We start from the raw sequence: 25,845 nt of genomic DNA, 5'->3' as shown, positions 1-25,845 counted from the left end.
CCGCCCGGCCCCCGACCCGGACGACGGTGCGGTCGAGCCGTGGCCGGTACGGCAGGCCCAGCGGCGAACGCGCCCAGTCCGGCAACAGCCCGACCGCGGCCGCGCCGAGCAGCGCGTACGGCAGCCGGGCGGCGCCGGGCAGCGGAGGCTCGCGCAGCAGGAACCGGGCCGTGTCCCGGGCCGCGGCGCTGCCGTCGAGCTCGGGCCGGAACGCCTCGATCCGCGCCTCCAGCGCCGCCTGCGACTCGGGCGGGTCGACCACGCCGAGCGCGCGGGCGACGAACGCGGCGTCGGCGACGTAGCCGTCGCGGGCCACGGCGTCGAGCGGGGTGGTGCCGTAGGCCTGGTGGGCGCGTAGGAAGCTGTCGATCTCGGCGATGTGCACCCACTCCAGCAGGTGCGGGTCCGATGCGGCGTAGGGCCGGCCGTCGGGGGCGGTGCCGCGGACGTGGTCGTGCACACCGCGGATGCGGGTGATCGTCTCCTGGGCCAGCTCGGCGGGGCCGAAGGTCGTCGACGCCAGGAAGTAGCTGGTGCGCGCCAGCCGTCCCCACGGGTCGCCGCGGAACCCGGAGTGCCCGGCGACGCCGGCCATCGCCAGCGGGTGCAGCGACTGCAGCAGCAGGGCACGCAGCCCGCCGACGAACATCGCGGCGTCGCCGTGGACGACGCGGATCGGGCGGTCCTCGGCGAACCAGCGCGGCCCGGGGGCGGAGTGGATGCGTTCGCGGCGACCGGCGCCCTCGGCGCCGGCGACCCGCTCGAACAGGCTCGCTGCGAGCCGTGATCTGAGGCCTTCGAGGCCCGGCCGTCCCATGTCCCCATCATGCGTCGGCGTCGATCACCCGGCCACCGCACAGGAAAGGTCGAGAGTGGCGATGGTCGCCATGACAGTCGTCATGGCGACCATCGCCACTCACAGGCGCAGGAGGTCACAGGGCCAGGAGTGCCCCGATCGCGCCCGACAGACCCGCGAGCAGGCCAGTCACCGCGGCCAGGCCCGCCGTCGGGACACCGCCGGTCGCCAGCGCGGTGGCGCCCATCGTCGTGACCGTCGACCACAGGCCCCAGGAGAACATCGCCGCGCACCCGGTCCAGGCCGCGGCGAGGGCGAGGCGGCGCGGGCCGCGACGGCGCACGAGCGAGACCAGCCCCCACGCCCCGGCGACGGCCAGTGCCGCGTTGACGCCCTCGGTCATGATCGCGACGCCGCCGCCGATCAGCGGCCCGGTCGCGACGTGCAGGGCGGCGCTGACCAGCGCGGTCACCGCCGCACCCCCGGCGACGACGCGCAGCACCGGCTCGACGGCCGCCGCCCGCCGGACCGGGTGGGCCACCAGAGTTCCCCAGCGCTCGCGTGCGTACCCGGCGAACGCGGCGACGAGGAACACCCCCTGCCACGCGAACCCGCCGTAGACCAGCGGCTGCACCCACGGCGCCAGCACCGTTGCCTCGGGCGGGCCGTCGAGCGAGAGCAGCGTCGCGGGCAGGACCGACACGGCCATCGGCACCAGGAACCCGGTGCCGACCCAGGCGGGGAGCAGGACCGGCAGTGCCGGGGCGCGCAGCCCGCGGCGGGTCGTCAGCACCAGGGCGAGGGCGACGACGCAGGCGTCCATCGCGACCGTCACGGCGTTGAGCACCGTCATCGACGCGCTCGCCAGCAGTGCCGGGTCGGTGACGCCCGCGCGGCCGCCGGTCAGCCAGACCGACTTGAGCACCAGGTAGGGAAGCGTCCCGGCGATCGCGGCGACGCCCAGCAGCCGGTGGCCCGGCCGCGGCCAGGACCGGGTCGGCGGGGGTGCGGGCGGGGCGAGGAGGGCGGAGGAGGTCATGGGGACGACGGTCGTCGACCCGGCGGTCGGGCGACTCCCGCGCGGGGTGGACGTGGCTCCCCCGTGTGGGGGAGCGGCCACGGCCCCGGCTCTGCGACGATCCCGGACGTGAGATGGCTGCGGTGGGTCGTCGCCCCGCTCGTCGACGGGGTGACGTGGCGGCGCGCCCTGCACCTGTTGCTCGGCGCGGTCGTCGCGCTCCCGTACGGAGCGCTGGCCTGGCTGTTCGCGCTGGCGCTCGCGTCCGGCGGGATGGACGTCTTCTCCTCGGTGGTGCTGCTGGCGCTGGCGAGCGCGGCGGCCGTGGGCGTGGCGTTCGCGCCCGGGGTGCGGGCGCTGGAGGTCACCGCGGCGCGTGCGCTGCTCGATGCGGACGTCCCCGATCCCGGTCCGCCGACGTGGCCGGCACGGCGCCGCGCCGCGGGCTGGCTGGCGCTGGTCGCGGCAACGGGGACGGTGGCGATGCTGGTGACGCTCGTCGTCGTCCCGTCGGCGATCGCGCTGGTCGCGGCCCCGTGGCGGGCGACGACGCCACTGCCGACGGGGCTCGCCGCCGCATGGTGCCCGGTCGCCGGGCCGGCGCTGCCCGTGCTGCTCGCGCACGCGGTGTCGGCGACCGGCCGGGCTCTGGGCAGGGTCGCACCGCGGCTGCTCGGGCCCGACCGCCGCGAGCGGCTGCTGGCCGAGCTCGCGGCGGCCCAGCGTGTCGCCGACGATCTCGCCGTCCGCAACCGGCTGGCCCGCGAGCTGCACGACTCCGTCGGGCACGCCCTCACGGTGACGACGCTGCAGGCGGCGGCCGCCGCCCGGGTCCTCGACAGCGATCCCGAGTTCGCCCGCCGCGCGCTCGACGCGATCGCCGACGCCGGCCGTGGCGCCCTGGACGACCTCGACCACGTCCTGGGCCTGCTCCGCGAGGACCGCGACGGAGTACCGGGCGACGCTGCTCCGCGCGCGCCCGCCGCCGATCTCACCGACCTGCACCGTCTCGTCGACGGGGCCCGCACGGCCGGGGTCGACGTGCACGTCGACGTCGCCGGGGACCTGGGTGCCGTCCCGGCCGTGGTGTCGCGGGAGGCGTACCGGATCGTGCAGGAGTCGCTCACCAACGCCCTGCGCCACGCAGGCCCCGTACCGGTCACGGTCCGGCTCGACGCCGGCGCCGGGCTGCTCGCGCTCGACGTGGAGAATCCCGTGGGCCGTCAGGGCTCTCGCGCGGGCGGCGGCCGCGGGGTGGCGGGCATGGCCGAGCGGGTGCGGGTGCTGCGCGGTGAGCTCGTCGCGGGCCGCGACGACGGCGCCTGGCGCGTCGCTGCCCGCCTGCCGTGGCCGGCTGCGCCAGGATCGGCACCGTGACCGCCCCGGAGGCGCCGGCCACCGCACGGATCGGCGTACTGCTCGTCGACGACGAGGAGCTCGTCCGGGCGGGCCTGCGCGCGATCCTCGAGTCCGAGCCCGACATCGGGGTGCTCGGCCAGGCCGCCGACGGCGCGGAGGTCCCGGGCCTGGTCGCCCGGCTGCGCCCCGACGTCGTGCTGATGGACGTGCGGATGCCCGCCGTCGACGGCATCACCGCCACCCGGGCGCTGCTCGCCCGCCCCGGCGCACCTCGCGTACTGGTGCTCACGACCTTCGGCAACGACGGGTACGTCTACGAGGCCCTGCGCGCAGGGGCGCAGGGCTTCCTGCTCAAGCGGGCCCGTCCCGCCGACATCGTCTCCGCGGTGCGCACGGTCGCCCGGGGGGAGTCGTTGCTGTTCCCGGCGGCGGTGCGGGAGCTCGTCGCCGCCGTCGGCCCGGGGACCGGCGACCGGCTCGCGGGCCGCGGGCTCACCGACCGGGAGGCGGAGGTGTTGCGCGGCATGGCTCGCGGGCTGTCCAACGCCGAGATCGCGGGGGAGCTGGTGCTGGGCGTGGAGACGGTGAAGACCCACGTCGGCAACGTGCTGGCCAAGCTCGGGGTGCGTGACCGCACCCAAGCGGTGGTGGCGGCGTTCGAGTCGGGGTTCGTCGACCCCCGGCGCCCGGTGTCCTGACCGGTCACCCCGGCGGGGAGAGCGGCCCGGTGAGGTAGCGCTGCAGGGTCGGGGCGATCGCGGTGACGATCTCGTCGTGGCCCGCGGACGCGATCGGTTCCAGCCGCAGCACGTAGCGGATCATGCCGAGCCCGATGATCTGGGTGCCGCACAGCGCGGCCCGCAGCTCGACACGGTCGGGCGCGGTCGGGCGCACGATGCGGTCGGCCAGCGCCTTGCCGACGAAGTCGCGCATCATCCGCGCCGCGCTCTCGTGGGACGCGACGCTGCGGATCAACGTCCCCAGCGGTGCCCCGCCGGTGGCGTCCCACACGGTCAGGAAGGTGCGCACGATCCGCCCGCCGAGCTCGTCGACATCGCCGGGCCGCACCCGGTCGAGGATCGTCGTGATGTCGACCGGGAAGTCCAGCGCCGCGACGAACAGCTGTTCCTTGCCGCCGAACCAGTGGTTGACCATCGCTGCGTCGACGCCTGCGCGTTCGGCGATGCGCCGCACCGTCGCACCCTCGAAACCGCGCTCGGCGAACTCCTCGCGGGCGGCGGCCAGCAGCGGCGCGCGAGTGTCCTCACCCGCCCGGCGGCGCCCCCTGCGGCGGGCGGGCGGTCCTGCGGTCGCGTCGGCCACGGCCCCATCCTCCCCGACGTGCGGTTGCGGGCGGGGGCCGTCCGCCGATCCGGGTGTGGCTCACAGCGCTCCGGGACCCTCGTCGCGGGGCTCTCGGTGGACTCCGGGGAGCCTGCGAGAATGGCCCGATGTCGACCGCCACCGCCGCACCGTCACTGGGCGCGGTCACCCCGACCCGCGAGGAGTTCCGCGCGCTCGCGGCCGGGCACCGGGTCATCCCGGTGGCCCGCAGGCTCCTCGCCGACGACGAGACGCCCGTCGGGGTGTACCGCAAGCTCGCCGGGTCCCGCTCCGGCACGTTCCTGCTGGAGTCGGCGGAGAACGGCCGGTCGTGGTCGCGATGGTCGTTCGTCGGTGCCCGCAGCGCCGCGGCCCTCACCGCGGTCGACGGCCGGCTGCACTGGACCGGTGAGGTCCCCGCAGGCCTGCCCACCGAGGGCGACCCGCTGGCCGCGGTGCGCACCGTCGTCGAGGAGCTGCACAGCGAGCCGCTGCCCGGCCTGCCCCCGCTCACCGGCGGGATGGTCGGGTACATGGGCTACGACGTGGTGCGCCGCATGGAGCGCATCGGCGACGACCCGACGACCGTCGACGACCTGGCCCTGCCCGAGCTGGTCATGCTGCTGGCCACCGACCTCGCGGCCGTCGACCACCACGAAGGCACGATCACGCTGATCGCCAACGCGATCAACTGGGACGGCTCCGACGAGCGGGTCGACGCGGCCTACGACGACGCCGTCGCCCGCCTGGACCGGATGACCGCCGAGCTCGCCGTGCCCGCACCGTCGACGGTCGGGGTGTACGCGCCGGCTGAGCCGACGTTCCTGCGCCGGCGCAGCCACGAGGACCACTGCGCGGCCGTCGAGGTCGCCAAGGAGCAGATCCGGGCGGGGGAGGCGTTCCAGATCGTCGTCTCGCAGCGGTTCGAGATGGACTGCGCGTCCGACCCGCTCGACGTGTACCGGGTGCTGCGGGCCACGAACCCCAGCCCGTACATGTACCTGCTGCACCTGGAGGACGCCGCGGGCGGCTCGCCCTTCGCGATCGTCGGGTCCAGCCCCGAGGCGCTGGTGACGGTCCGCGACGGCAAGGCCACCACGCACCCCATCGCGGGCACCCGGTGGCGCGGCGCCACCGAGGAGGAGGACGCGCTGCTCGAGAAGGACCTGCGGTCCGACGAGAAGGAACGCGCCGAGCACGTCATGCTCGTCGACCTGGGCCGCAACGACCTGGGCCGGGTCTGCGAGGCCGGCAGCGTCAAGGTGCACAACTTCTTCTCCGTGGAGCGCTACAGCCACGTCATGCACCTGGTGTCGACGGTGACGGGCACCCTGCGTCGCGACCGCAACGCCTTCGACGCCGTCGTGGCGTGCTTCCCTGCGGGCACGCTCTCGGGCGCCCCGAAGGTGCGGGCCATGCAGATCATCGAGCAGCTGGAGCCCACGCGGCGCGGCCTCTACGGCGGCATCGTCGGCTACCTCGACTTCGCGGGCGACGCCGACACCGCGATCGCGATCCGCACCGCGCTGGTCCGTGACGGCGTCGCGTACGTGCAGGCCGGCGGCGGGATCGTCGCCGACTCCGACCCGGTCGCGGAGGACACCGAGTGCCTGAACAAGGCGCGCGCCGTGCTGTCGGCGGTGGCCACCGCCGCCACCCTGGGCCCGCCCCGGCCGGTGGCGGGCCAGGAGACGCGGTCGTCGTGACGACAGCGGCGGCACCCGCGCGGACGGGACGGCGACGACTGCTCCTCGTGTGCGCCGCGCTGGCCGTCGGCGCCCTCGCGACGTGGGGTGGCGCCCGCCCCACCTGGTTCTCCGCCACCGTGCCGACGGTGCGCGGCGACGTCGAGGCGGCCGCGTCGGGCATCCAGGTCCAGCCGGTGCCGACGGCACTGGCGTTGCTCGCCGCCGCGGGCATCGCGGCGGCGGTCGCGGTGTCGGGGGTCGCGCGCCGCGTCCTGGGCGGGCTGCTCGCGCTGGTCGCCGTCGTGACGGTGTGGGCGGTCGTCGCCACGTGTGTGTCCCCGCCGACGGCGGCCCGGCTCGCGCAGCTGGCCGGACTCACCGTCGCCCCTGGCGCCGCCGGGGACGTCTCGGGCACCGCGGCGCCCGTGATCACGCTCGTCGGCGCGGTGCTCGTCGGTGCTGCCGGCGCACTGCTGGCGTTGCGGGAGAAGGGGATGCCGCGTCTGGGCGCCCGCTACGACGCACCGTCCGCGCAACGGCGCCCGGCTCCCGCCGACCCCGACCGGGCGGCCTGGGAGGACCTCGACGCAGGCCGCGACCCGACGCTCGGCCCGGCTCCCGACGCGACCGACGACAGGCCTGGTCGCGGGGGCGGTGAGGGCGCTGTCTAGCATGTTTCCAACGCCTGGAAGGCCCGAACCCGGAAGGGGACACCGCCCCATGGGCGAGCGCACGAAGCAGACCTCCGGTCCCACCGTCCTCGAGTCGATCGTCGAGGGTGTTCGCGAGGATCTTGCCGTCCGTGAGGCCGCCGTCGACTTCGCCGAGATCAAGCGGCTGTCCGCGGAGGCACCCCCGGCGCGCGACGTGATGGCCGCGATGAACGCGCCGGGCGTCGGCGTCATCGCCGAGGTGAAGCGGAGCAGCCCCTCCAAGGGGGCTCTCGCGACGATCGGCGACCCGGCCGACCTGGCCCGGCGCTACGAGACCGGCGGCGCACGGGTGATCAGCGTGCTCACCGAGCAGCGCCGTTTCGGCGGTTCGCTGGCCGACCTCGACGCGGTCCGCGCGGCCGTCGACATCCCGGTCCTGCGCAAGGACTTCGTCGTCAGCCCGTATCAGGTGCACGAGGCCCGCGCCCACGGCGCCGACCTGGTGCTGCTGATCGTCGCCGCGCTGGAGCAGAACGTCCTCGCCTCGCTGCTCGACCGCATCGAGTCCCTCGGGATGACGGCGCTCGTCGAGGTGCACACCGAGGAGGAGGCCGACCGGGCACTGGAGGTCGGCGCCCGGCTCATCGGGGTCAACGCGCGCAACCTGCACACCCTCGACGTCGACCGCACGGTGTTCGGCCGCATCGCTCCCGGACTGCCGAACAACGTTCTGCGTGTCGCCGAGTCGGGCGTGCGCGGCCCGGGCGACCTGCTCACCTACGCCGGCTGGGGTGCCGACGCGGTGCTCGTCGGCGAGGGCCTGGTCACGAGCGGCGACCCCGAGGGCGCGGTCCGCGGTCTCGTCGCGGCGGGGTTCCACCCGTCGTGTTCACGGATGGTGCGCTGAGCCGGTCGTCCGGTCCGCGCAGGCAGTGCAGCGAGTTCGAGGGAGTGCGGTGGCAGCCACCACGGGTGCGAAGCCCAGCGACGGTGTCGCGAACAGGTCCGGGCACGAGCCCGACGAGCGCGGCCACTTCGGCCGTTACGGCGGCCGGTTCGTCCCGGAGGCCCTCGTCGCGGCGCTCGACGAGCTGACCGCGGCCTACGAGAAGGCTCGCCACGACGACGAGTTCCTGAACGAGCTCGACCGGCTGCACCGCGACTACACGGGCCGCCCGTCGCCGCTGACCGACGCGCCGAAGCTCGGCGCGCACGCCGGCGGCGCGCGCATCCTGCTCAAGCGCGAGGACCTGAACCACACCGGCTCGCACAAGATCAACAACGTGCTGGGTCAGGCGCTGCTCACCAAGCGGATGGGCAAGAAGCGGGTCATCGCCGAGACCGGGGCGGGCCAGCACGGCGTCGCCACCGCCACGGCGTGCGCACTGCTCGACCTCGAGTGCATCGTCTACATGGGCGAGGTCGACACCGCCCGCCAGGCCCTCAACGTCGCCCGCATGCGGCTGCTCGGCGCCACCGTCGTCCCCGTGAAGACAGGGTCCCGGACGCTCAAGGACGCCATCAACGAGGCACTGCGCGACTGGGTCACCAACGTCGACTCCACGCACTACCTGCTCGGCACCGTCGCCGGACCGCACCCGTTCCCGGTGATGGTCCGCGACTTCCATCGCATCATCGGGCTGGAGGCGCGCGAGCAGGTCCTCGAGCGCACCGGCGCGCTGCCCGACGCGGTCGTCGCGTGCGTCGGCGGCGGCTCCAACGCGATCGGCATCTTCCACGCCTTCATCGACGACCCGGCGGTCCGGCTCATCGGCTTCGAGCCCGGCGGCGACGGCGTCGAGACCGGCCGCCACGGCGCCACCCTGGCCGAGGGCTCGCCCGGTGCGCTGCACGGCGCGATGTCCTACCTGCTGCAGGACGAGGACGGGCAGACCTCGGAGTCGTACTCGATCTCCGCGGGGCTCGACTACCCGGGCGTCGGTCCCGAGCACGCGCTGCTCAAGGACATCGGCCGCGCCGAGTACCAGCCGGTCACCGATGCCGAGGCGATGGAGGCGTTCGCGCTGCTGTCGCGCACCGAGGGCATCATCCCCGCCATCGAGTCGGCCCACGCCATCGCCGGCGCGGTCCGCCTGGGCCGCGAGCTCGGCCCCGACGCCACGATCCTGGTGAACCTCTCCGGCCGCGGCGACAAGGACGTCGACACGGCCGCGAAGTGGTTCGGCATGGTCGAGGCCGAGGAGAGCACCGCCGTCGCCGACGGCACCGCCGTCGCCGAGGGAGGCCAGGCATGAGCGCCACCGGTGGAACCTCGGACGTCTTCGCCCGCTGCAGGGCCGACGGCCGCGGCGCCCTCGTCGGGTACCTGCCCGCCGGGTTCCCGACGGTCGACGGCTCGGTCGACCTGATCAACGCGATGGTCGACGGCGGCTGCGACCTCATCGAGGTCGGTGTGCCCTACTCCGACCCGGTCATGGACGGCCCCACCATCCAGGCCGCCGCCGAGACGGCCCTGCGCAACGGGGTGCGGCTGCGCGACCTGTTCTCCGTCGTCGAGCGGGTGTCCGCCGCCGGCGGATCGGCCGTGGTGATGACGTACTTCAACCCGGTACTGCGCTACGGCGTCGACGCGTTCGCGCGCGACCTCGCGTCGGCGGGCGGGCTGGGCGTCATCACGCCCGACCTGATCCCCGACGAGGCCGACGAGTGGCTCGCCGCGTCGACAGAGCACGGCCTCGACCGGATCTTCCTGGTGGCACCGTCGTCGACCGAGGAGCGCATCGCCTCGACCGTCGCCGCGTGCACCGGCTTCGTCTACGCGACGTCGATCATGGGCGTCACCGGTGCCCGCGACAGCGTCGCCGACGTCGCCCCCGAGATCGTGGCCCGCACCCGGCCGCACACGAGCCTGCCGATCGGGGTCGGGCTGGGTGTGCGGTCCGCCGCGCAGGCCGAGCAGGTGGCCTCGTTCGCCGACGCCGTGATCGTCGGCTCGGCGTTCGTGACCGCGGCGACCGACCGTGGTCCCGACGGCGTCCGTGACCTCGCGGCCGACCTGGCCGGCGGCGTCCGCGCCGCGGGGGCCCGCACCCCCGCCTGACCGCCCGCGCGCAAGCTCACGGTGCGCGACGGCTGCCTCGACGACACGGTGTTGCGCCCGGACGGACCGCGCGCAACGTCACTGCTGTCCGGCGGCGTCCGGCGGACCGTGAGGTTGCGGACGGCCCTCTGCGCGCACCCTCACTGGTGCTCGGCGGGCGATCACGGCCGTGAGGTCGCGGCCGCCTTTTCGCGCGCAACCTCACGGGTGTCCGGGTGGCGACGGGCCGGGAGCCGGGTGGGTGAGGGACGCCCGACCAGGCGTGACGGGTGAGCGATAACGTGGCGGCGTGAGCACCACCCTGGCGGCCCTGATGCCGGCGTTCATCCCGAGCCCCGACCGTGGCGTGTGGCATCTCGGCCCGCTCCCGATCCGGGCGTACGCGCTGTGCATCATCGCGGGCATCGTCGTCGCGGTCTGGTGGGGCGAGCGGCGCTTCGTCGCCCGCGGCGGCCGGGCGGGCACGGTCGTCGACGTCGCGGTGTTCGCGGTGCCGTTCGGGCTCGTCGGCGGCCGGCTCTACCACGTCGCGACCGACTGGCGGACCTACTTCGGCCCCGGCGGCAACCCGATCGACGCGCTCAAGATCTGGCAGGGCGGGCTCGGCATCTGGGGCGCCATCGCTCTCGGCGCGATCGGTGCCTGGATCGGCTGCCGCCGCCGTGGGGTGCCGCTGCCGTTCTTCGCCGACGCGGTCGCGCCCGGGATCGTGGTCGCCCAGGCCATCGGCAGGCTCGGCAACTACTTCAACCAGGAGCTCTACGGCGGCCCGACGGACGCGCCGTGGGGCTTGGAGATCTACAACCGCGTCGACCCGGCGACCGGCCTGTCCGACCCGCTCGGTGGTGTCGCCCTCGACCCGACGCCCGTCGCGATCGTCCAACCCACGTTCCTCTACGAGCTGATCTGGAACCTCCTCGTCGCCGGGGTGATCGTCTGGGCGGACCGCCGGTTCCGGCTGGGCCACGGCCGGGTGTTCGGGCTCTACGTCGCCGGATACACATTGGGGCGCTTCTTCATCGAGCTCATGCGCACCGACCCGGCGACGACGGTGTTCGGGGGCATCCGCATCAACGTCGTCGTGTCGGCGGTGGTGTTCGTCGCCGCGGTCGCCTACGTCGCGATCGTCCGGGGGCCACGCGAGACGCTCACCGGCCCCGCGGCGCCCGACCCGGAGGACTCCGGACCGGACGGCGCGGCGCCCGAGCCCGACAGGGACCCCGAGCCCGACAGGGACCCCGAGCCCGACAGGGACCCCGAGCCCGACCGGGCGACCGGGACCGACCGGGCCACCGGCGAGGACGCCGGGAAGGTCCGCTCCCGGGACGCGGGGGCCTGAGCGGGTGGCGGCCGCGAGCGGCCCGGCAGGCGGGTTCACCGGCTTCGGGGACGGCGCCGTCGAGTTCTACGACGGTCTGGGCGCCGACAACAGCAAGGCGTACTGGACCGACCAGCGTGGCGTCTACGACGAGGACGTCCGCGCGCCGATGCTCGCCCTGCTGGCCGACCTGGAGCCGGAGTTCGGAGGCGGCAAGGTGTTCCGCCCCTACCGCGACGTGCGCTTCTCGAAGGACAAGACGCCCTACAAAACGCACTGCGGTGGGTTCGCCCCGCCGTACTACGTGCAGGTCTCCTCCGAGGGACTGATGGTCGCGGTCGGCTACTACCGGATGGAGTCCGACCAGGTCGCCCGCTTCCGGACCGCCGTCGACGACGAACCCCGTGGCGCCGACCTGCAGGCCCGGCTGGCCGGCGGGGAGAAGAAGGGCCTGGAGGTGGGCGGGGAGACGCTGACCCGTGCACCCCGCGGGTTCGCACCCGACCATCCGCGCATCGACCTGCTGCGCCACAAGTCGCTGCACCTGTCCCGGCGCTGGCCGCCCGACGACGTGCTGCACGAGCGCGACTGCCTCGACCGCGTCGCGCAGGTGTGGCGTGCCGCGCGGCCGCTCGCGGAGTGGCTCGCCGACCACGTCGGCCCCAGCGAGCGCCCGCGCCGCTGACGCCCCGGCCAGGCCGAACGGCGGGAACGACTGCGGGACACCGGCGCGCCGGGAGATCGTTGCCGCCTCGACACCGAACTGTCCGAAGCGGTGTTCCTGATCGGTTCAGTAACGCGATAAGCTCAGGATCGTGAGTCGTCGAACCAAGATCGTCTGTACCATTGGGCCCGCTACCGCGACGCCGGAGCGGATCCGCGAGCTCGTCGAGGCAGGCATGGACGTCGCCCGGCTCAACTTCAGCCACGGCAGCCGCGAGGACCACAAGCGCGTCTACGAGATGGTCCGCGAGGCCGCCGACGCCGAGGGTCGCGCGGTCGGCATCCTGGCCGACCTGCAGGGTCCGAAGATCCGCCTCGGCCGCTTCGCCGCCGGCCCCACCGAGTGGCACACCGGTGAAGAGATCCGCATCACCGTCGAGGACGTCGCGGGCACGCACGACCGCGTCTCGACGACGTACGGCGGCCTCGCCGCCGATGCGCGCGCGGGCGACCGGCTGCTGGTCGACGACGGGAAGGTCGGCCTGCGGGTCGTCGCCGTCGAAGGCCTCGACGTGGTCTGCAAGGTCACCGAGGGTGGCCCGGTCAGTGACAACAAGGGCATCTCGCTGCCCGGCATGAACGTCTCGGTGCCGGCGATGAGCGAGAAGGACTGCGGGGACCTCGCGTTCGCGCTCGACCTGCGGGTCGACATCGTGGCGCTGTCGTTCGTGCGCAGCCCCGCCGACATCGACGCCGTCCACAAGATCATGGACGAGCGCGGCGGCCGGCTGCCCGTCGTCGCGAAGCTGGAGAAGCCCGAGGCGGTCGACAACCTCGAGGCCATCGTCCTGGCGTTCGACGCGATCATGGTCGCCCGCGGCGACCTCGGCGTCGAGCTGCCGCTGGAGAACGTCCCGCTGGTGCAGAAGCGCGCGATCCAGATCGCGCGGGAGAACGCCAAGCCGGTCATCGTGGCCACGCAGATGCTCGAGTCGATGATCACCAACTCGCGCCCGACCCGCGCGGAGGCCTCCGACGTCGCCAACGCGGTGCTCGACGGCGCCGACGCGGTGATGCTGTCGGGCGAGACCGGTGTCGGTCGCTACCCGATCAAGTCGGTGCGCACGATGGCCCAGATCATCGAGGCCGTGGAGGCGGGCCCGGCCACGGTGCCGCCGCTCAACCACGTGCCCCGCACCAAGCGCGGCGTGCTGTCCTACGCGGCGCGCGACATCGGCGAGCGGCTCTCGGCGCGGGCGCTGGTGGCGTTCACACAGTCCGGCGACACGGTGCGCCGCCTCGCCCGGCTGCACACGCGGCTCCCGCTGCTGGCGTTCACCCCGACCCCGGACGTGCGCAGCCAGCTGTCGATGACGTGGGGTGTCGAGACGTTCCTGGTTCCGTTCGTGGAGTCGACCGACGCGATGGTCCGCCAGGTCGACCACGCGATGCTGGCGCTGGAGCGGTTCCAGCCGGGCGACCTCGTGGTCATCGTCGCCGGGTCCCCGCCCGGGACCGTGGGCTCGACCAACTCGATCCGGGTGCACCGCCTGGGCGAGGAAGACATCTGACCCGCACCCGGGGCGGGCGCCGCGGGGGTTTGCGAGGATGCGGCGTGTGACCGCCGCTCCCCGCCGCCCCGACGTCGCCGCCGACGGTGTCGAACACGGACAGGTCGTCCTCGACGAGCTCGTCGCCCTGCTCGACGTCACCGAGACCGGCCCGGACAGCTTCCAGGGCACCAGCCCGGACAGCCGTGAACACCGCGTCTACGGCGGTCAGGTGCTCGGGCAGGCGCTGGTCGCGGCCGGCCGCACGGTTCCGCCGGGCCGGTCGGTGCACTCGCTGCACGCCTACTTCATCCGCGGCGGCGACCCGCGTACGCCGATCGAGTACCGCACCGAGCGCGTCCGCGACGGCCGCTCCTTCACCACCCGCCGCGTGCTGGCCGTGCAGCGCGGCGAGGCGATCTTCGCGCTGTCGGCGTCGTTCCAGGTCCCGCAGGAGGGGTTGGTCCACGCCGTGCCCGCGCCGCTGGACGTGCCGTCGCCGGAGACGCTGCCCGACCTCGGCAGCCGCCGCGCCGCGGGCCACGGCGGCGACTGGCTGGGCCGGGCCGAGCGCCCGGTCGACATACGGTTCGTCGACGAGCCCGTCTGGGTCGCCGACCGGGCCGCGACGCAGGAGCCGATCCGGGCGTGGCTGCGCGCCGACGGCACCCTCCCCGACGACCCGCTGGTGCACCTCTGCGTGCTGACCTGGGCGTCGGACATGATGCTGCTGAGCTCGGTCGTCGCCCGCCACGACATGGGCGCGACGCAGGTGCAGATGGCCAGCCTCGACCACACCATGTGGTTCCACGCGCCGGTCCGCGCCGACGAGTGGCTGCTCTACGAGTGCTGGTCGCCCGCGGCGTCGGGTGGGCGCGGGCTCGCGACCGGCCGGTTCTTCACCCGCGACGGCACGATGGTCGCGAGCACCGCGCAGGAGGGCCTCGTCCGGCTGCCGCGCTCCGGCTCCTGAGCGACGGCTCGACGACCACCGGTGACCACCGGCCCGACGTCGCCCGTCCCGGGCCTGGCCGGGCGTCGTCGCGTCAGGTATGACTGGCTCATGCCCGGTAGGTCGCGCCCGAACGTTCTCGTCCGGCGCCGCCACGTCGACCACGGGCTCGTCAGCACCTGCGCGTGTCCCGGTCGTCGCTGACCGCTCCGCCGCGCCCTCTCGTCACCGCACCCCTCGCAGGAGTCACCATGTCCGTCGCAGCCAACCTGTCCGGAACCGAGCGCGACGAGAGTCTCCGCCGCACCCTCGACGTCAGCAGCCAGAAGTTCACCGAGAAGCCCGACCGGGCCGTCGCCACGTTCCGGGCCTCGGGCGAGGGCGGCAGCGGGACGCGCACCGACATCCGCATCGGCCGCCACCACGTCGTCATCGACGAACCTGCCGGCCTCGCCGGCGACGACGCCGCGCCCAGTCCCGTGGAGTTCGCGCTGGCGGGGCTGCTGGCCTGCCAGGTCGTCACCTACCGGGTGTGGGCGGCGAAGCTGGGCATCCCGCTCGACGACGTGTCGGTCGACGTCGAGGGTGACCTCGACCGGCGTGGCTTCTTCGGCGTCGGCGACTCGGTACGTGCCGGCTTCACCGACGTGCGGGTCGTCGTCACGCTGTCCGGGCCCGCGGAGCAGGAGCGCTACCAGGAGCTGGCGGCGGTCGTCGACGAGCACTGCCCGGTGCTCGACACGTTCCGCAGCCCGGTCCCGGTGACCGTGGAGCACCGCGTCGTCGCCAAGGCAGTATGACGCGATGACCGAACAGCAGGAACGTCGCTGGGGCTTCCGTACCCGCGCCGTGCACGCCGGGGCCGTCCCCGACTCGGAGACCGGCGCCCGCGCGGTGCCGATCTACCAGTCGACGAGCTTCGTCTTCGAGAACACCACCGACGCCGCCAGCTTGTTCGCGCTGCAGAAGTACGGGCTGGTCTACAGCCGCATCGCCAACCCGACGGTGGCGGTGTTCGAGGAGCGGATGGCCTCGCTGGAGGGTGGCCTCGGCGCGGTCGCGACGGCCAGCGGCCAGGCCGCCCAGTTCCTGACGTTCGCGGCGCTGGCCGGGGCGGGTGACCACATCGTCGCCGCCGCGGGCCTCTACGGCGGCACCGTCACCCAGCTCGACGTCACGATGCGCCGCTTCGGCGTCGACACCACGTTCGTGGCGGGCGGTGACCCGGCCGACTTCGCCGCGGCGCTGACCGACAGGACCCGGTTCGTCTACGCCGAGGCCGTGTCCAACCCGGGCGGCGAGGTCGCCGACATCGCCGGCCTGGCCGAGGTCGCGCACGCCGCGGGCCTGCCGCTGATCATCGACGCCACCGTCGCCACCCCGTACCTGTGCCGGCCGATCGAGCACGGCGCCGACATCGTGATCCACTCGGCGACGAAGTTCATCGGCGGCCACGGCACGACGCTGGGCGGTGTCGTGATCGAGTCGGGCAGGTTCGACTGGGGCAACGGCAACTTCCCGTCGATGACGACGCCCGTCGCCTCCTACGGCGGCCTCGACTGGTGGGGCAACTTCAAGGAGTTCGGCTTTCTCACCAAGCTGCGCGCCGAGCAGCTGCGCGACGTCGGTGCCTCGCTGTCCGCGCACTCGGCCTTCCTGCTGATCCAGGGTGTGGAGACGCTGCCGCAGCGGATGGACACCCACATCGCCAACGCCCGCGCCGTCGCCGAGTGGCTCGACGCCGACCCCCGGGTGTCCTGGGTGCGCTGGGCCGGGCTGCCCGGGCACCCCGACCACGAGCGGGCGAAGCGCTACCTGCCGCAGGACCCCGGCGCGGTGTTCTCCTTCGGGGTGGCCGGTGGGCGCGCCGCGGGGGAGCGGTTCATCGAGGCGGTCCAGCTGTGCAGCCACCTCGCCAACATCGGCGATGCGCGCACCCTGGTGCTGCACCCCGCGTCGACGACGCACCAGCAGCTCTCCGCCGAGCAGCTGACCGCCGCCGGCGTCGGGGAGGACCTGATCCGGATCAGCGTCGGCATCGAGGACGCCGAGGACATCCTGTGGGACCTCGACCAGGCGCTCGCCGCCGCGGTGAAGGAGAACTGATGGGCACCGAGGCCACGAACACCGACGAGTGGCGCAACCCGCTCGCGCCGGCGCGGCGCGAGATCCTCGACCGCACCCGCACGATCGCCATGGTCGGCGCGTCGCCGAACCCGGCGCGGGCCAGCAACTTCGTCGCGACGTACCTGCTGTCGAGCACCCGCTACGACGTGTACTTCGTGAACCCGTTCGCCACCGAGATCTTCGGCCGGCCCGTCTACAAGACGCTGGCCGACCTACCGGTCGTGCCCGACCTGGTCGACGTGTTCCGCAAGCCCGCCGACCTGCCCGCCGTGCTCGACGAGACCCTCGCCCTCGGCGGTGTGCAGACCTGGTGGCTGCAGTTCGGGCTGTGGGACGCCGAGCTGGCCCGCACGGCCGAGACGGCCGGGGTCGACGTCGTGATGGACCTGTGCGTCAAGGTCGAGCACGCCCGCTTCCACGGCGGCCTCCACCTCGCGGGCTTCGACACCGGCGTCATCTCCAGCCGCCGCCGCACCGCCTGACCGCACCACCCGACCGCAGCGTTCCGCCGGGTTCGAGGGTCGAGCCCGGCGGAGCGCCTGCTCAGCCCACGCCCGCGGTCGTCGCCGCCCGGACCACCCAGAACGCCAGCCCGGCGACGAGGAACAGCGCCCAGGACGGCCACCGCCGCCGCCGGGCGACGAGCCACGTGAGCAGGCCGGCGACCAGCACCGCCGCGACGATCACCAGCAGGAGCAGCACCACCGACGACGTCGACGGCGGCGCGCCCGCGACCACGAACACCAGCACCAGGTCGACCACACCCCACACCGCGGCGGCGAGCAGGGGCCGCCCCGGCCCGGTGCCGGTGGCCCGCTCGCCGACGGGCGGCGGGGGGAGCTCCTCGGCGGCCGGGTACGGCGGGGCGCCGGGCATGGGCTGGTGCGGGGCGAGCCGGTCGGGATCGACGACGCTGTAGCCGGGTGCGCCACCCTCCCAGCCGAACCGCTCCCGCGCGCCCGTCGTCCCGGCCGAGTCCGGCGAGTCCGGCGAGTCCGACGGGTCGGGAGGCTCCGGCGGGTCCGACGGGCGCTCGGCAGGGGTCGGCTCGGGCATCGCTCGACGCTAACCCACGCCGTGCCGTTCGGGGCCGCAGGCCGACCGCCGACGTACGTCACTGTCCTGCAGGCGCTGCGCGTGATCCCCGTCGCGGCGCACACGCCCGCGGAGGGTCTAGCCTGCCGGGCGTGTCTACCCCTCCTGTCACCGTCACAGTCACCGGCGCCGCTGGCCAGATCGGTTACGCGCTGCTGTTCCGTATCGCGTCCGGGCAGCTCCTGGGGGCCGACACCCCCGTCAAGCTGAACCTCCTCGAGATTCCCCAGGCGGTGAAGGCCGCCGAGGGCACCGCCATGGAGCTCGCCGACGGCGCCTTCCCGCTGCTCGCGGACGTCGACATCTTCGACGACGCCACGAAGGCGTTCGACGGCGCGAACGTCGCGCTGCTCGTCGGCGCCCGGCCCCGCACGAAGGGCATGGAGCGCGGCGACCTGCTCGAGGCCAACGGCGGCATCTTCGCCCCGCAGGGCAAGGCCATCAACGCCGGCGCGGCCGACGACATCCGCGTGCTGGTCGTCGGGAACCCGGCCAACACCAACGCCCTCATCGCGCAGTCCGCCGCGCCGGACGTCCCTGCCGAGCGGTTCACCGCGATGACCCGCCTCGACCACAACCGTGCGCTCTCGCAGCTCTCGGCGAAGCTGTCGGTGCCGGTGTCCGAGATCAAGAAGATGACGATCTGGGGCAACCACTCCGCCACCCAGTACCCCGACCTGTTCCATGCCGAGGTCGGCGGCAAGATCGCTGCCGAGCAGGTCGAGGAGTCGTGGCTGCGCGACACCTTCATCCCGACCGTCGCCAAGCGCGGCGCCGCGATCATCGAGGCCCGCGGGGCGTCGTCGGCCGCATCGGCGGCGTCGGCCGCGATCGACCACGTCCACACCTGGGTCAACGGCACCGCCGACGGCGACTGGACCTCGATGGCCATCCCGTCCGACGGCTCCTACGGCGTCGCCGAGGGCATCATCTCCTCGTTCCCCGTCACCTGCCGAGGCGGGCGGTACGAGATCGTCCAGGGCCTGGAGATCGACGCGTTCTCCCGTGAGCGGATCGACGCCACCGTCGCCGAGCTCGTCGAGGAGCGCGAGGCCGTGAAGGCTCTCGGCCTGCTCTGAGGTCGCGGCCCCGGCTCGACGTCCCCGGATCGAGGTCCCCGGCTCGGCGTCCCCGGATCGAGGTCAGGAACGGCACTTTCCCGCAACCCGGTTGCGGGAAAGTGCCGTTCCTGCATGTGCGGGGGGCAGGCGGCAGACCACATCCCGTCCCGGAGATGGTTAGGATTGGCACACGTCCGCCGGAGAACGTGGAGGCCCGTCCGTGACCGCAGCCGTCGTCCGCAGCACTCTCGCCGACCTGCTCAGCGAGCCCGACGACGGCCGCGTCCGTGAGCTGCACGACGGCGAGATCGTCGTCCTCCCCGAGCCCGACGAGGATCAGGTCTGGCACGTGCGGCTGCTCGACCTGATGCTCGGCGTCGGCGCGCCGGACAGCGTCGAGATCCACCACGGCACCGGCGTGCACGTCGACGAGGCGAACTTCTTCGTCCCCGACCTCCTGGTCGTCCGTGCCGGGACCCCGTTCCACGACAACGGGTTCGACGCCTCCGGGGTCGTGCTCGTCGTCGAGGTGCTGGGGCCGCGGACCCACCACGCAGACCGCATCCTCAAGCCGTGGCGCTACGCCGAGGCGGGGGTGCCGTACTTCTGGCGTGTCGACCAGGGGCCCCGGCTGGTCGCGCTGCGGCTCGACGCCACACTCGGCGACGGGCACTACATCTACGACACCGAGCTGGTGCCGTGCGAGAACGCCGAGGTCCCGCACCCGTGGGTGGCGCAGATCGACATGGCCGAGTTCGTCGACCCGCCCAGCCGCCGCTGAGCCGCCCCTGCAGCGCGGACAGACCTCTCAGAGCAGCGCGATCGCGAACGCCTCCGGCGGCACGATGATCAGGTTCTGCTCGGCCGCGGCCGGCTCCGAGGCCAGCAGGATGCGCGCGACGCCGCGTTCGAGGGCGACCGTCGCGTCGGTGTGACCGAGGTTGACGACGACCCGGATCCGGCCGCGGTACACGACGATCGTGCGTGCGGCCTCGTCCACGTCGACCTCGACGTCGTCGAGCCACGGGTCGGACAGCTCGGGCCACTGCCGGCGCAGGGCGATCAGCTCCCGGTGCAGCGACAGCAGCGTCGCGTGGGGCTCCTGCGCGGGCTCGTCCCAGTCGAGCTTGGAGTCGAGGAACGTCGACTCGGCGTTGGGGTCGGGCACCTCGGAGGCGCCCCAGCCGTGCTCGGCGAACTCGGCCGTGCGGCCCTCGCGGACGGCGTCGCGCAGCGCGGCGTCGGGGAAGTGGGAGAAGAACTGCCACGGGGTGCGGGCACCCCACTCCTCGCCCATGAAGAGCATGGGGGTGAACGGGGAGGTGAACACGAGGGCAGCCCCGCAGGCCAGCTGCCCGGGCGTGAGCGACTGGGTGAGCCGGTCGCCTGCGGCGCGGTTGCCGATCTGGTCGTGGTTCTGCAAGTAGGCGAGGAAGCGGTGGCCGGGGATGCGTCGCGTGTCGACGGGGGCGCCGTGCACCCGTTTGCGGAAGCTCGACCACGTGCCCTCGTGCAGGAACGCCCGGCACAGCACGTGGCCGAGCCCCGTCAGCCCGGCCGCAGCGAAGTCGCCGTAGTAGCCCTGACCCTCGCCCGTCAGCACGCTGTGCAGGCTGTGGTGGATGTCGTCGGCCCACTGGGCGTGCAGACCGTAGCCGCCACCCTCGCGGGAGGTGACGAGCCGCGGGTCGTTGAGGTCGGACTCCGCGATCAGCGACAGTGGCCGCCCGACGTGCGACGAGAGCGACTCGACCTCGACGGCCAGCTGCTCGAGGACGTGGACGGCGCGGGTGTCGCGCAGGGCGTGGACGGCGTCGACGCGCAGCCCGTCGATATGGAAGTCCCGCAGCCACATCAGGGCGTTGTCGATCGCGTAGCGGCGCACGTCGTCCGACCAGGGGCCGTCGAGGTTGAGCGACGGGCCCCAGATGTTGCTGCCCGCGAAGTACGGGCCGAACCGGTCGAGGTAGGCCCCGGACGGGCCCAGGTGGTTGTAGACGACGTCGAGCACGACGCCGAGGCCACGGGCGTGCGCGGCGTCGACGAACCGCTTCAGCCCGTCCGGGCCGCCGTAGTTCTCGGTGACGGCGTACCAGCCGACGCCGTCGTAGCCCCAGTTCCACGGCCCGTCGACGGCGTTGACCGGCAGCAGCTCGACGAGGTCGACGCCGAGGTCGACGAGGTGGTCGAGGCGGCGGATCGCGGCGTCGAACGTGCCGTCGGGGGTGAAGGTGCCGATGTGGCACTCGTAGAGCACCGACCCGGGCAGCTGGCGGCCCGTCCACGTGGTGTCGGTCCAGATGAAGTGATCCTGGTCGTAGCGGCGCGACGCCGCGTGCACCCCCCCGGGCTGCCACAGCGAGCGCGGGTCGGGCAGCGGGGTCTCGTCGTCGCCCACGAGGAAGGCGTACGCGCTGCCGTGTTCGGCGCCGTCGATCTCCGCGTGCCACCAGCCGCCGGGGCTCGGGTACATCGGATGCGTCCCGCCGTCGACGACGACGCGCATCTGCTCGTGCTCGGGCGCCCAGACCCGGTACTCGGCCACGTGCGTGGTGTTCCTCTCGGAGGGTCGTGCGGGGGATCGGGATCAGGCGGGACGGACGAGCAGCGCCACGGGGTAGCGCGCCAGCAGGTCGGCGAGCCGCGGGGCGGATCCGTCGACCGGGGTGTCGGTGACGATGTCGTGCCAGTCGTCGGCGCCGTCGGGCAGCGGGAGGACCGTGTCGCCCCAGCCGCCGCGGGCGGCCAGGCCCACCGGGAGCCGGGTGGCCACGGCGACCATCCCGGACGCCTGCCGGCCCGGCCCGAGCAGCGACGCCGTGCCGCGCGCGAACGCGACGGCGTGCTCGGCCGCGGGCCCCGACGCCGGCAGCGCCCGGTACCCGGCGAACAGCTCCGGGCGGTAGCGGCGCAGCCGGGCCGCGGTGGCGGTGACGAGCAGCTTCGCTGCGCCGTCGGGACCGACCGCGGGCAGCTCACCGTCGTCGATGCGCGCGAGTGCCGCGCGCCGGGCGGCGAAGTCGACAGGCCGGCGGTTGTCCGGGTCGACCAGGGAGTACTCGAAGAACTCGGTGCCCTGGTAGACATCGGGGACGCCCGGCCCGGCCAGCTGCAACAGCTTCTGCCCCAACGAGTTCGACCGGCCCGCGCCCTCGATGCGCGCGACGAACGCCTCGATCTCGGCGACCAGGTCGGGATCGGACAGCACCTGGCCCGCCCAGGCGGCGACGGCCTCGTCGACGACGGCAACGGCGTCGACATGGCTGGTGACGAGCTTCGCCTCCTTCGACGCCTTGGTGAGGTAGCCCGACATCCGGTCGGCCGGGATCGGCCACGCGCCGACGAGGCACTGCCACGCGAGCAGCTCCAGCGACCGGTCGGGCAGCGGCCGGCGCGCCGACCAGCGACGGACCACGTCGGCCCACTCGGCGGGCATCTCCGAGAGCACCGCGAGGCGGGCGCGGACGTCCTCCGACCGCTTGGCGTCGTGCGTCGACAACGTGGTCATCGTGGCGGGGGTGCTGGCCTCGCGGGCGGCCGCCGTGGCGTGGAACTCGGCGGGGGAGACCCCGAACCGCTCGGGGGCCCCGCCGACCTCGTTGAGCGCGACGAAGCGGTTCCAGCGGTAGAACGCGGTGTCCTCGACGCCCTTGGCCATCACCATGCCCGAGGTCTGCTGCACGCGGGTGGCGAGCTCGCCGTCCGGGTCGGCCAGCATGGCCGCGTGCAGCGCGGCGAGCCGGTCGGCCAGGTCGGGGCGGTGGGTACGGGCCACGGTGACCGCGGTGTCGAGCGAGTCGCGGCCCTCGGGCAGGTAGCTGCGGTAGACGGGGAAGCCGCACAGCAGCTCGGCGACCGCGTCGGTCAGCTCCTCGCGCGGGACTCCGAGAACGGCGGCCGCGACGCCCGCGATGCGGCGTACCTCGGCGGCCAGGATCGTCGACGCCACCTCGCGCCGCGCCCGGTGCTCCCCGGTGTGTGCGGACTCCTTGACCCCGACGTGCTCGGCGGCGAACTGGGTCAGCAGTCCGGCGCCCGCGGGGTCGACGAACACCCCGCAGATCTCGCGCAGCGCCTCGTAGCCGGTGGTGCCGTCGACCGGCCACGACGCGGGCAGCTCCTCGCCCACACCCAGGATCTTCTCCACGAGCAGCCACCGGTCGGGCCCGATCGCCGCGCGCAGCCGCCGCAGGTAGCCGCCCGGGTCGGACAGGCCATCGGGATGGTCGACGCGGATCCCGTCGACGTCGCCCTCGCCCACCCAGCGCAGCACCTCGGCGTGGGTCGCGTCGAACACCGCCGGGTCCTCGACACGGACCGCCGCGAGCGTCGAGACGTCGAAGAACCGCCGGTAGGTCAGCTCCCCGGCGCCGCGCTTCCAGGAGACGAGCCTGTAGTGCTGGCGCTCGTGCACCTCGCGCGGCGTGCCCCCGCCGGTGTCGGCGGCGACGGGGAAGGCGTGCTCGTGGTAGCGCAGCTCCGTGCGGTCGCCGGACAGGGTGAGCGCGTCGAGTGCCGTTGCCTCGTCCTCGCCGAGGACCGGCAGCAGCACCGGGCCCGCGGCCCAGTCGACGTCGAACTTCTCCGCGTGCCGCGACTCCCGGCCGTGGGCCAGGACGTCCCACCACCACGGGTTGGCCAGCGGGACCTCGACGCCGACGTGGTTGGGCACGATGTCGAGCAGCAGGCCCAGCCCACGCTCGCGCAGCGCAGCGAACAGGTCCTTGCGGCCCAGCTCGCCGCCGCGCTCGACCGACACCCGGGTCGGGTCCACCACGTCGTAGCCGTGGTTGGACCCCGCGCCGGACTCGAGCAGCGGCGACGCGTACAGCGCGCCGACGCCCAGCGCGTCGAGGTAGTCGAGCAGGGCGACCCCGTCGGCGAAGGTCTGCTGCGCGGAGAACTGGAGCCGGTAGGTCGACGAGGGCACCCGCAGGTTCACCCGCTGCGCGTCGTTCATCGCGTCGCGGCCTCGACGCGCTGCAGCACCATGATCGACCGGGCGGGCACGACACGGGTGGACCCGGCCGTCACCGTCACCGGGTCGGCCGCCACGGTGCCCGGTGTCGTCGCCAGCGAGGTGACCTCACCGGTCGCCGAGTCGACGACGACCGCCCAGCGCGTGCCGAACTCGGCCGCGGGCAACGTCGCCTCGATGTCCTCCCAGTGCGCGTTGAGCAACAGCAGGAACGAGTCGTCGGTGACACGCTCGCCGCGGTGGTCGGCCTCGGTGATGCCCTCGCCGTTGAGGAAGACCAGTACGCACTTGCCGAACCCGGAGTCCCAGTCCTGCTCGGTCATCTCCTCGCCGGACGGGGAGAACCACGCGATGTCGGGCAGCGCCGTCGGGGTGTCGCCGGTCTCCGAGCGGCGACGTGGCCGGATCGGGCGGCCCGCGAAGAAGCGTCTGCGCCGGAACACCGGGTGTGCGTGGCGCAGCGCGGCCACCCCACCGGTGAACCCGATCAGCCCGGCGTTCTTGCTCGCCAGCGACCAGTCCATCCACGCGATCTCGTTGTCCTGGCAGTAGACGTTGTTGTTGCCGCCCTGGGTGCGGCCCAGCTCGTCGCCGTGCAGCAGCATCGGCACGCCCTGGGACAGCAGCAGCGTCGTGATGAAGTTGCGCTGCTGGCGGGCCCGCAGGACGAGGACGTCCTCGTCGTCGGTCGGCCCCTCGACCCCGCAGTTCCAGGACCGGTTGTGGCTCTCGCCGTCGTTGCCGCCCTCGCCGTTGGCGTCGTTGTGCTTGTCGTTGTAGGACACCAGGTCAGCGATCGTGAAGCCGTCGTGCGCGGTGACGAAGTTGATCGACGCGTAGGGCCTGCGGCCGTCGGCCTTGTACAGGTCGGAGCTGCCGGTGAGTCGCGACGCGAACTCGCCGAGGGTGCCCGGCTCGCCGCGCCAGAAGTCGCGGACGGTGTCGCGGTACTTGCCGTTCCACTCCGTCCACAGCGGCGGGAAGTTGCCGACCTGGTAGCCGCCGGGGCCGACGTCCCACGGCTCGGCGATGAGCTTGACCTGGCTGATCACCGGGTCCTGCTGCACGAGGTCGAAGAACACGCTCAGCCGGTCGACGTCGTAGAACTCCCGCGCCAGCGTCGAGGCCAGGTCGAACCGGAACCCGTCGACGTGCATCTCCGTCACCCAGTACCGCAGCGAGTCCATGATCAGCTGCAGCGTGTGCGGGTTGCGGACGTTGAGCGAGTTCCCGGTGCCCGTGTAGTCCATGTAGTACCGCTGGTCGTCCTCGACGAGGCGGTAGTACGCGCGGTTGTCGATACCGCGCATCGACAGCATCGGGCCCATGTCCGAGCCCTCGGCGGTGTGGTTGTAGACGACGTCGAGGATGACCTCGATACCCGCCTCGTGCAGGTCACGCACCATCGCCTTGAACTCCTGCACCTGGCTGCCGGGCCGGCTGCCGGACATGGCGTAGGCGTGGTGCGGGGCGAGGAAGGCGATCGTGTTGTAACCCCAGTAGTTCGCGAGGCCCCGCTGCTCGAGGTGGTGGTCGGTGATGAACTCGTGCACCGGCATCAGCTCGACGGCGGTCACCCCGAGTGTCTGCAGGTGCTCGATCATCGCCGGGTGCGACAGGCCCGCGTAGCTGCCGCGCAGCTCCTCCGGGATGTCCGGATGGTTGACCGTCAGGCCCTTGACATGCGCCTCGTAGATGATCGTCTCGTGGTACGGGACCTTCGGCGGCCGGTCCGAGCCCCAGTCGAAGAACGGGTTGATCACCACGGACTTGGGGACGAACGGTGCCGAGTCGGCGTCGTTGCGGGTGTCGGGGTCGTCGAAGACGTAGCCGAAAACCGCCTCGTCCCAGCGGACCGGGCCGTCGAGGGCCTTCGCGTACGGGTCGATGAGCAGTTTGTTCGGGTTGCACAGCAGGCCCTGCGCCGGGTCGTGCGGGCCGTGGATCCGGTAGCCGTAGTGCTGGCCGGGCTCGACCCCCGGCAGGTAGCAGTGCCACACGAACCCGTCGACCTCGGTGAGCCGGACGCGGGTCTCCTCCCCGTCGGCCTCGAACAGGCACAGCTCCACCCGCTCCGCGACCTCGGAGAAGATGGCGAAGTTCGTTCCGGCGCCGTCGTAGCTGGCGCCCAACGGATAGGCGCTACCGGGCCACGGCCGCATGTGCTCCTCGTTCCCCGGCCACGGCCGGACTCTCGAATCGG

Annotated in this window: 23 protein-coding genes; 16 read left to right on the top strand and 7 right to left on the bottom strand. The window is 73.6% G+C overall.

All coding sequences use genetic code 11. The annotated features are described in order from the left end of the window. Together TOK_RS17725 and TOK_RS34180 are read right to left on the bottom strand one after the other, a co-directional pair. Nucleotides 1-817, bottom strand: an 817-nt coding sequence (locus tag TOK_RS17725; RefSeq protein ID WP_098958977.1) for an oxygenase MpaB family protein, incomplete at its 3' end; no start/stop codon positions are given. Between the two features lie 115 nt (nucleotides 818-932). Then, nucleotides 933-1,835: a hypothetical protein gene (locus tag TOK_RS34180; protein WP_098958976.1), complete on the bottom strand. Its 903-nt coding sequence runs from the start codon at nucleotides 1,833-1,835 to the stop codon at nucleotides 933-935. Nucleotides 1,836-1,943: 108 nt separating this feature from the next. Here TOK_RS34180 and TOK_RS34175 point away from each other — a divergent pair, with 108 nt between their 5' ends. Next, nucleotides 1,944-3,191, top strand: coding sequence for a sensor histidine kinase (locus tag TOK_RS34175; RefSeq protein WP_253258443.1), 1,248 nt, complete (start codon nucleotides 1,944-1,946; stop codon nucleotides 3,189-3,191). After that, nucleotides 3,188-3,871: a response regulator transcription factor gene (locus TOK_RS17710; RefSeq protein ID WP_253258442.1), complete on the top strand. Its 684-nt coding sequence runs from the start codon at nucleotides 3,188-3,190 to the stop codon at nucleotides 3,869-3,871. The genes TOK_RS34175 and TOK_RS17710 overlap by 4 nt, the downstream gene beginning before the upstream one ends. A gap of 4 nt (nucleotides 3,872-3,875) precedes the next feature. Here TOK_RS17710 and TOK_RS17705 read toward each other — a convergent pair whose 3' ends face one another. Further along, a complete protein-coding gene (locus TOK_RS17705) occupies nucleotides 3,876-4,496 on the bottom strand; it encodes a TetR/AcrR family transcriptional regulator (protein ID WP_098958975.1) in 621 nt (206 codons plus the stop codon). A 128-nt stretch (nucleotides 4,497-4,624) separates the two neighbouring features. On the opposite strand from TOK_RS17705, the gene TOK_RS17700 reads away from it, so the two are divergent. The 12 genes from TOK_RS17700 to TOK_RS17645 all read left to right on the top strand — a co-directional run bounded on the left by TOK_RS17700 (nucleotide 4,625) and on the right by TOK_RS17645 (nucleotide 16,990). Further along, nucleotides 4,625-6,202 (top strand): anthranilate synthase component I, encoded by a 1,578-nt coding sequence (locus TOK_RS17700; protein ID WP_098958974.1) that lies wholly within the window; start codon nucleotides 4,625-4,627, stop codon nucleotides 6,200-6,202. Next, nucleotides 6,199-6,855: a Trp biosynthesis-associated membrane protein gene (locus TOK_RS17695; protein ID WP_172457620.1), complete on the top strand. Its 657-nt coding sequence runs from the start codon at nucleotides 6,199-6,201 to the stop codon at nucleotides 6,853-6,855. The genes TOK_RS17700 and TOK_RS17695 overlap by 4 nt, the downstream gene beginning before the upstream one ends. Before the next feature lie 49 nt (nucleotides 6,856-6,904). Beyond that, the gene (gene trpC / locus TOK_RS17690; RefSeq protein WP_098958972.1) at nucleotides 6,905-7,744 is read left to right on the top strand and encodes an indole-3-glycerol phosphate synthase TrpC; all 840 of its coding nucleotides are present in this window, start codon (nucleotides 6,905-6,907) and stop codon (nucleotides 7,742-7,744) included. 49 nt (nucleotides 7,745-7,793) lie between these two features. Further along, nucleotides 7,794-9,092, top strand: coding sequence for a tryptophan synthase subunit beta (gene trpB, locus TOK_RS17685; protein ID WP_098958971.1), 1,299 nt, complete (start codon nucleotides 7,794-7,796; stop codon nucleotides 9,090-9,092). After that, nucleotides 9,089-9,898 carry a tryptophan synthase subunit alpha gene (trpA, locus tag TOK_RS17680; protein ID WP_098958970.1) on the top strand — a complete coding sequence of 270 codons (810 nt, stop codon included), beginning with the start codon at nucleotides 9,089-9,091 and terminating at the stop codon, nucleotides 9,896-9,898. Before trpB ends, trpA begins: the two co-directional genes overlap by 4 nt. 313 nt (nucleotides 9,899-10,211) lie before the next feature. After that, entirely contained in the window at nucleotides 10,212-11,237 is a 1,026-nt protein-coding gene (gene lgt / locus TOK_RS17675) for a prolipoprotein diacylglyceryl transferase (RefSeq protein ID WP_098959085.1), read from the top strand. Between the two features lie 4 nt (nucleotides 11,238-11,241). Further along, nucleotides 11,242-11,901, top strand: coding sequence for a DUF2461 domain-containing protein (locus tag TOK_RS17670; protein ID WP_098958969.1), 660 nt, complete (start codon nucleotides 11,242-11,244; stop codon nucleotides 11,899-11,901). A gap of 130 nt (nucleotides 11,902-12,031) precedes the next feature. After that, nucleotides 12,032-13,450 (top strand): pyruvate kinase, encoded by a 1,419-nt coding sequence (gene pyk / locus TOK_RS17665; RefSeq protein ID WP_098958968.1) that lies wholly within the window; start codon nucleotides 12,032-12,034, stop codon nucleotides 13,448-13,450. 37 nt (nucleotides 13,451-13,487) lie between these two features. Continuing rightward, nucleotides 13,488-14,402 (top strand): acyl-CoA thioesterase II, encoded by a 915-nt coding sequence (locus TOK_RS17660; protein ID WP_098958967.1) that lies wholly within the window; start codon nucleotides 13,488-13,490, stop codon nucleotides 14,400-14,402. A gap of 230 nt (nucleotides 14,403-14,632) precedes the next feature. After that, a complete protein-coding gene (locus TOK_RS17655; RefSeq protein ID WP_098959083.1) occupies nucleotides 14,633-15,181 on the top strand; it encodes an OsmC family protein in 549 nt (182 codons plus the stop codon). Nucleotides 15,182-15,185: 4 nt separating this feature from the next. After that, entirely contained in the window at nucleotides 15,186-16,487 is a 1,302-nt protein-coding gene (locus tag TOK_RS17650) for an O-acetylhomoserine aminocarboxypropyltransferase/cysteine synthase family protein (protein WP_098958966.1), read from the top strand. Next, entirely contained in the window at nucleotides 16,487-16,990 is a 504-nt protein-coding gene (locus tag TOK_RS17645) for a CoA-binding protein (RefSeq protein ID WP_098958965.1), read from the top strand. Before TOK_RS17650 ends, TOK_RS17645 begins: the two co-directional genes overlap by 1 nt. Before the next feature lie 61 nt (nucleotides 16,991-17,051). Here TOK_RS17645 and TOK_RS17640 read toward each other — a convergent pair whose 3' ends face one another. Further along, a complete protein-coding gene (locus TOK_RS17640; RefSeq protein WP_098958964.1) occupies nucleotides 17,052-17,564 on the bottom strand; it encodes a hypothetical protein in 513 nt (170 codons plus the stop codon). A 131-nt stretch (nucleotides 17,565-17,695) separates the two neighbouring features. On the opposite strand from TOK_RS17640, the gene TOK_RS17635 reads away from it, so the two are divergent. Continuing rightward, nucleotides 17,696-18,682: a malate dehydrogenase gene (locus tag TOK_RS17635; protein WP_098958963.1), complete on the top strand. Its 987-nt coding sequence runs from the start codon at nucleotides 17,696-17,698 to the stop codon at nucleotides 18,680-18,682. Nucleotides 18,683-18,884: 202 nt separating this feature from the next. Then, nucleotides 18,885-19,445 (top strand): Uma2 family endonuclease, encoded by a 561-nt coding sequence (locus tag TOK_RS17630; protein ID WP_098958962.1) that lies wholly within the window; start codon nucleotides 18,885-18,887, stop codon nucleotides 19,443-19,445. Nucleotides 19,446-19,472: 27 nt separating this feature from the next. Here TOK_RS17630 and treZ read toward each other — a convergent pair whose 3' ends face one another. The 3 genes from treZ to glgX are packed head-to-tail and all read right to left on the bottom strand — an operon-like array spanning nucleotide 19,473 to nucleotide 25,804. After that, nucleotides 19,473-21,209 carry a malto-oligosyltrehalose trehalohydrolase gene (treZ, locus tag TOK_RS17625; protein ID WP_098958961.1) on the bottom strand — a complete coding sequence of 579 codons (1,737 nt, stop codon included), beginning with the start codon at nucleotides 21,207-21,209 and terminating at the stop codon, nucleotides 19,473-19,475. Nucleotides 21,210-21,251: 42 nt separating this feature from the next. Next, nucleotides 21,252-23,624: a malto-oligosyltrehalose synthase gene (treY, locus tag TOK_RS17620; RefSeq protein WP_098958960.1), complete on the bottom strand. Its 2,373-nt coding sequence runs from the start codon at nucleotides 23,622-23,624 to the stop codon at nucleotides 21,252-21,254. Continuing rightward, complete coding sequence (gene glgX / locus TOK_RS17615) at nucleotides 23,621-25,804, bottom strand: glycogen debranching protein GlgX (protein ID WP_098958959.1); 2,184 nt, start codon at nucleotides 25,802-25,804, stop codon at nucleotides 23,621-23,623. Before glgX ends, treY begins: the two co-directional genes overlap by 4 nt. Between the last annotated feature and the right edge of the window lie 41 nt (nucleotides 25,805-25,845).

The organism is Pseudonocardia sp. N23, from assembly GCF_002583555.1.
Classification (GTDB): domain Bacteria; phylum Actinomycetota; class Actinomycetes; order Mycobacteriales; family Pseudonocardiaceae; genus Pseudonocardia.
Note: the sequence above shows the minus strand (reverse complement) of the source record. Positions and strands in the feature narration are given on the sequence as shown.

Coding starts and splice junctions, on each gene's coding strand:
- TOK_RS34180 (WP_098958976.1), bottom strand. CDS start 1,835: ATGACCTCCTCCGCCCTCCTCGCCCCGCCCGCACCCCCGCCGACCCGG.
- TOK_RS17700 (WP_098958974.1), top strand. CDS start 4,625: ATGTCGACCGCCACCGCCGCACCGTCACTGGGCGCGGTCACCCCGACC.
- trpC (WP_098958972.1), top strand. CDS start 6,905: ATGGGCGAGCGCACGAAGCAGACCTCCGGTCCCACCGTCCTCGAGTCG.
- trpA (WP_098958970.1), top strand. CDS start 9,089: ATGAGCGCCACCGGTGGAACCTCGGACGTCTTCGCCCGCTGCAGGGCC.
- lgt (WP_098959085.1), top strand. CDS start 10,212: ATGCCGGCGTTCATCCCGAGCCCCGACCGTGGCGTGTGGCATCTCGGC.
- TOK_RS17660 (WP_098958967.1), top strand. CDS start 13,488: ATGCGGCGTGTGACCGCCGCTCCCCGCCGCCCCGACGTCGCCGCCGAC.
- TOK_RS17655 (WP_098959083.1), top strand. CDS start 14,633: ATGTCCGTCGCAGCCAACCTGTCCGGAACCGAGCGCGACGAGAGTCTC.
- TOK_RS17650 (WP_098958966.1), top strand. CDS start 15,186: ATGACCGAACAGCAGGAACGTCGCTGGGGCTTCCGTACCCGCGCCGTG.
- TOK_RS17645 (WP_098958965.1), top strand. CDS start 16,487: ATGGGCACCGAGGCCACGAACACCGACGAGTGGCGCAACCCGCTCGCG.
- TOK_RS17640 (WP_098958964.1), bottom strand. CDS start 17,564: ATGCCCGAGCCGACCCCTGCCGAGCGCCCGTCGGACCCGCCGGAGCCT.
- treY (WP_098958960.1), bottom strand. CDS start 23,624: ATGAACGACGCGCAGCGGGTGAACCTGCGGGTGCCCTCGTCGACCTAC.
- glgX (WP_098958959.1), bottom strand. CDS start 25,804: ATGCGGCCGTGGCCCGGTAGCGCCTATCCGTTGGGCGCCAGCTACGAC.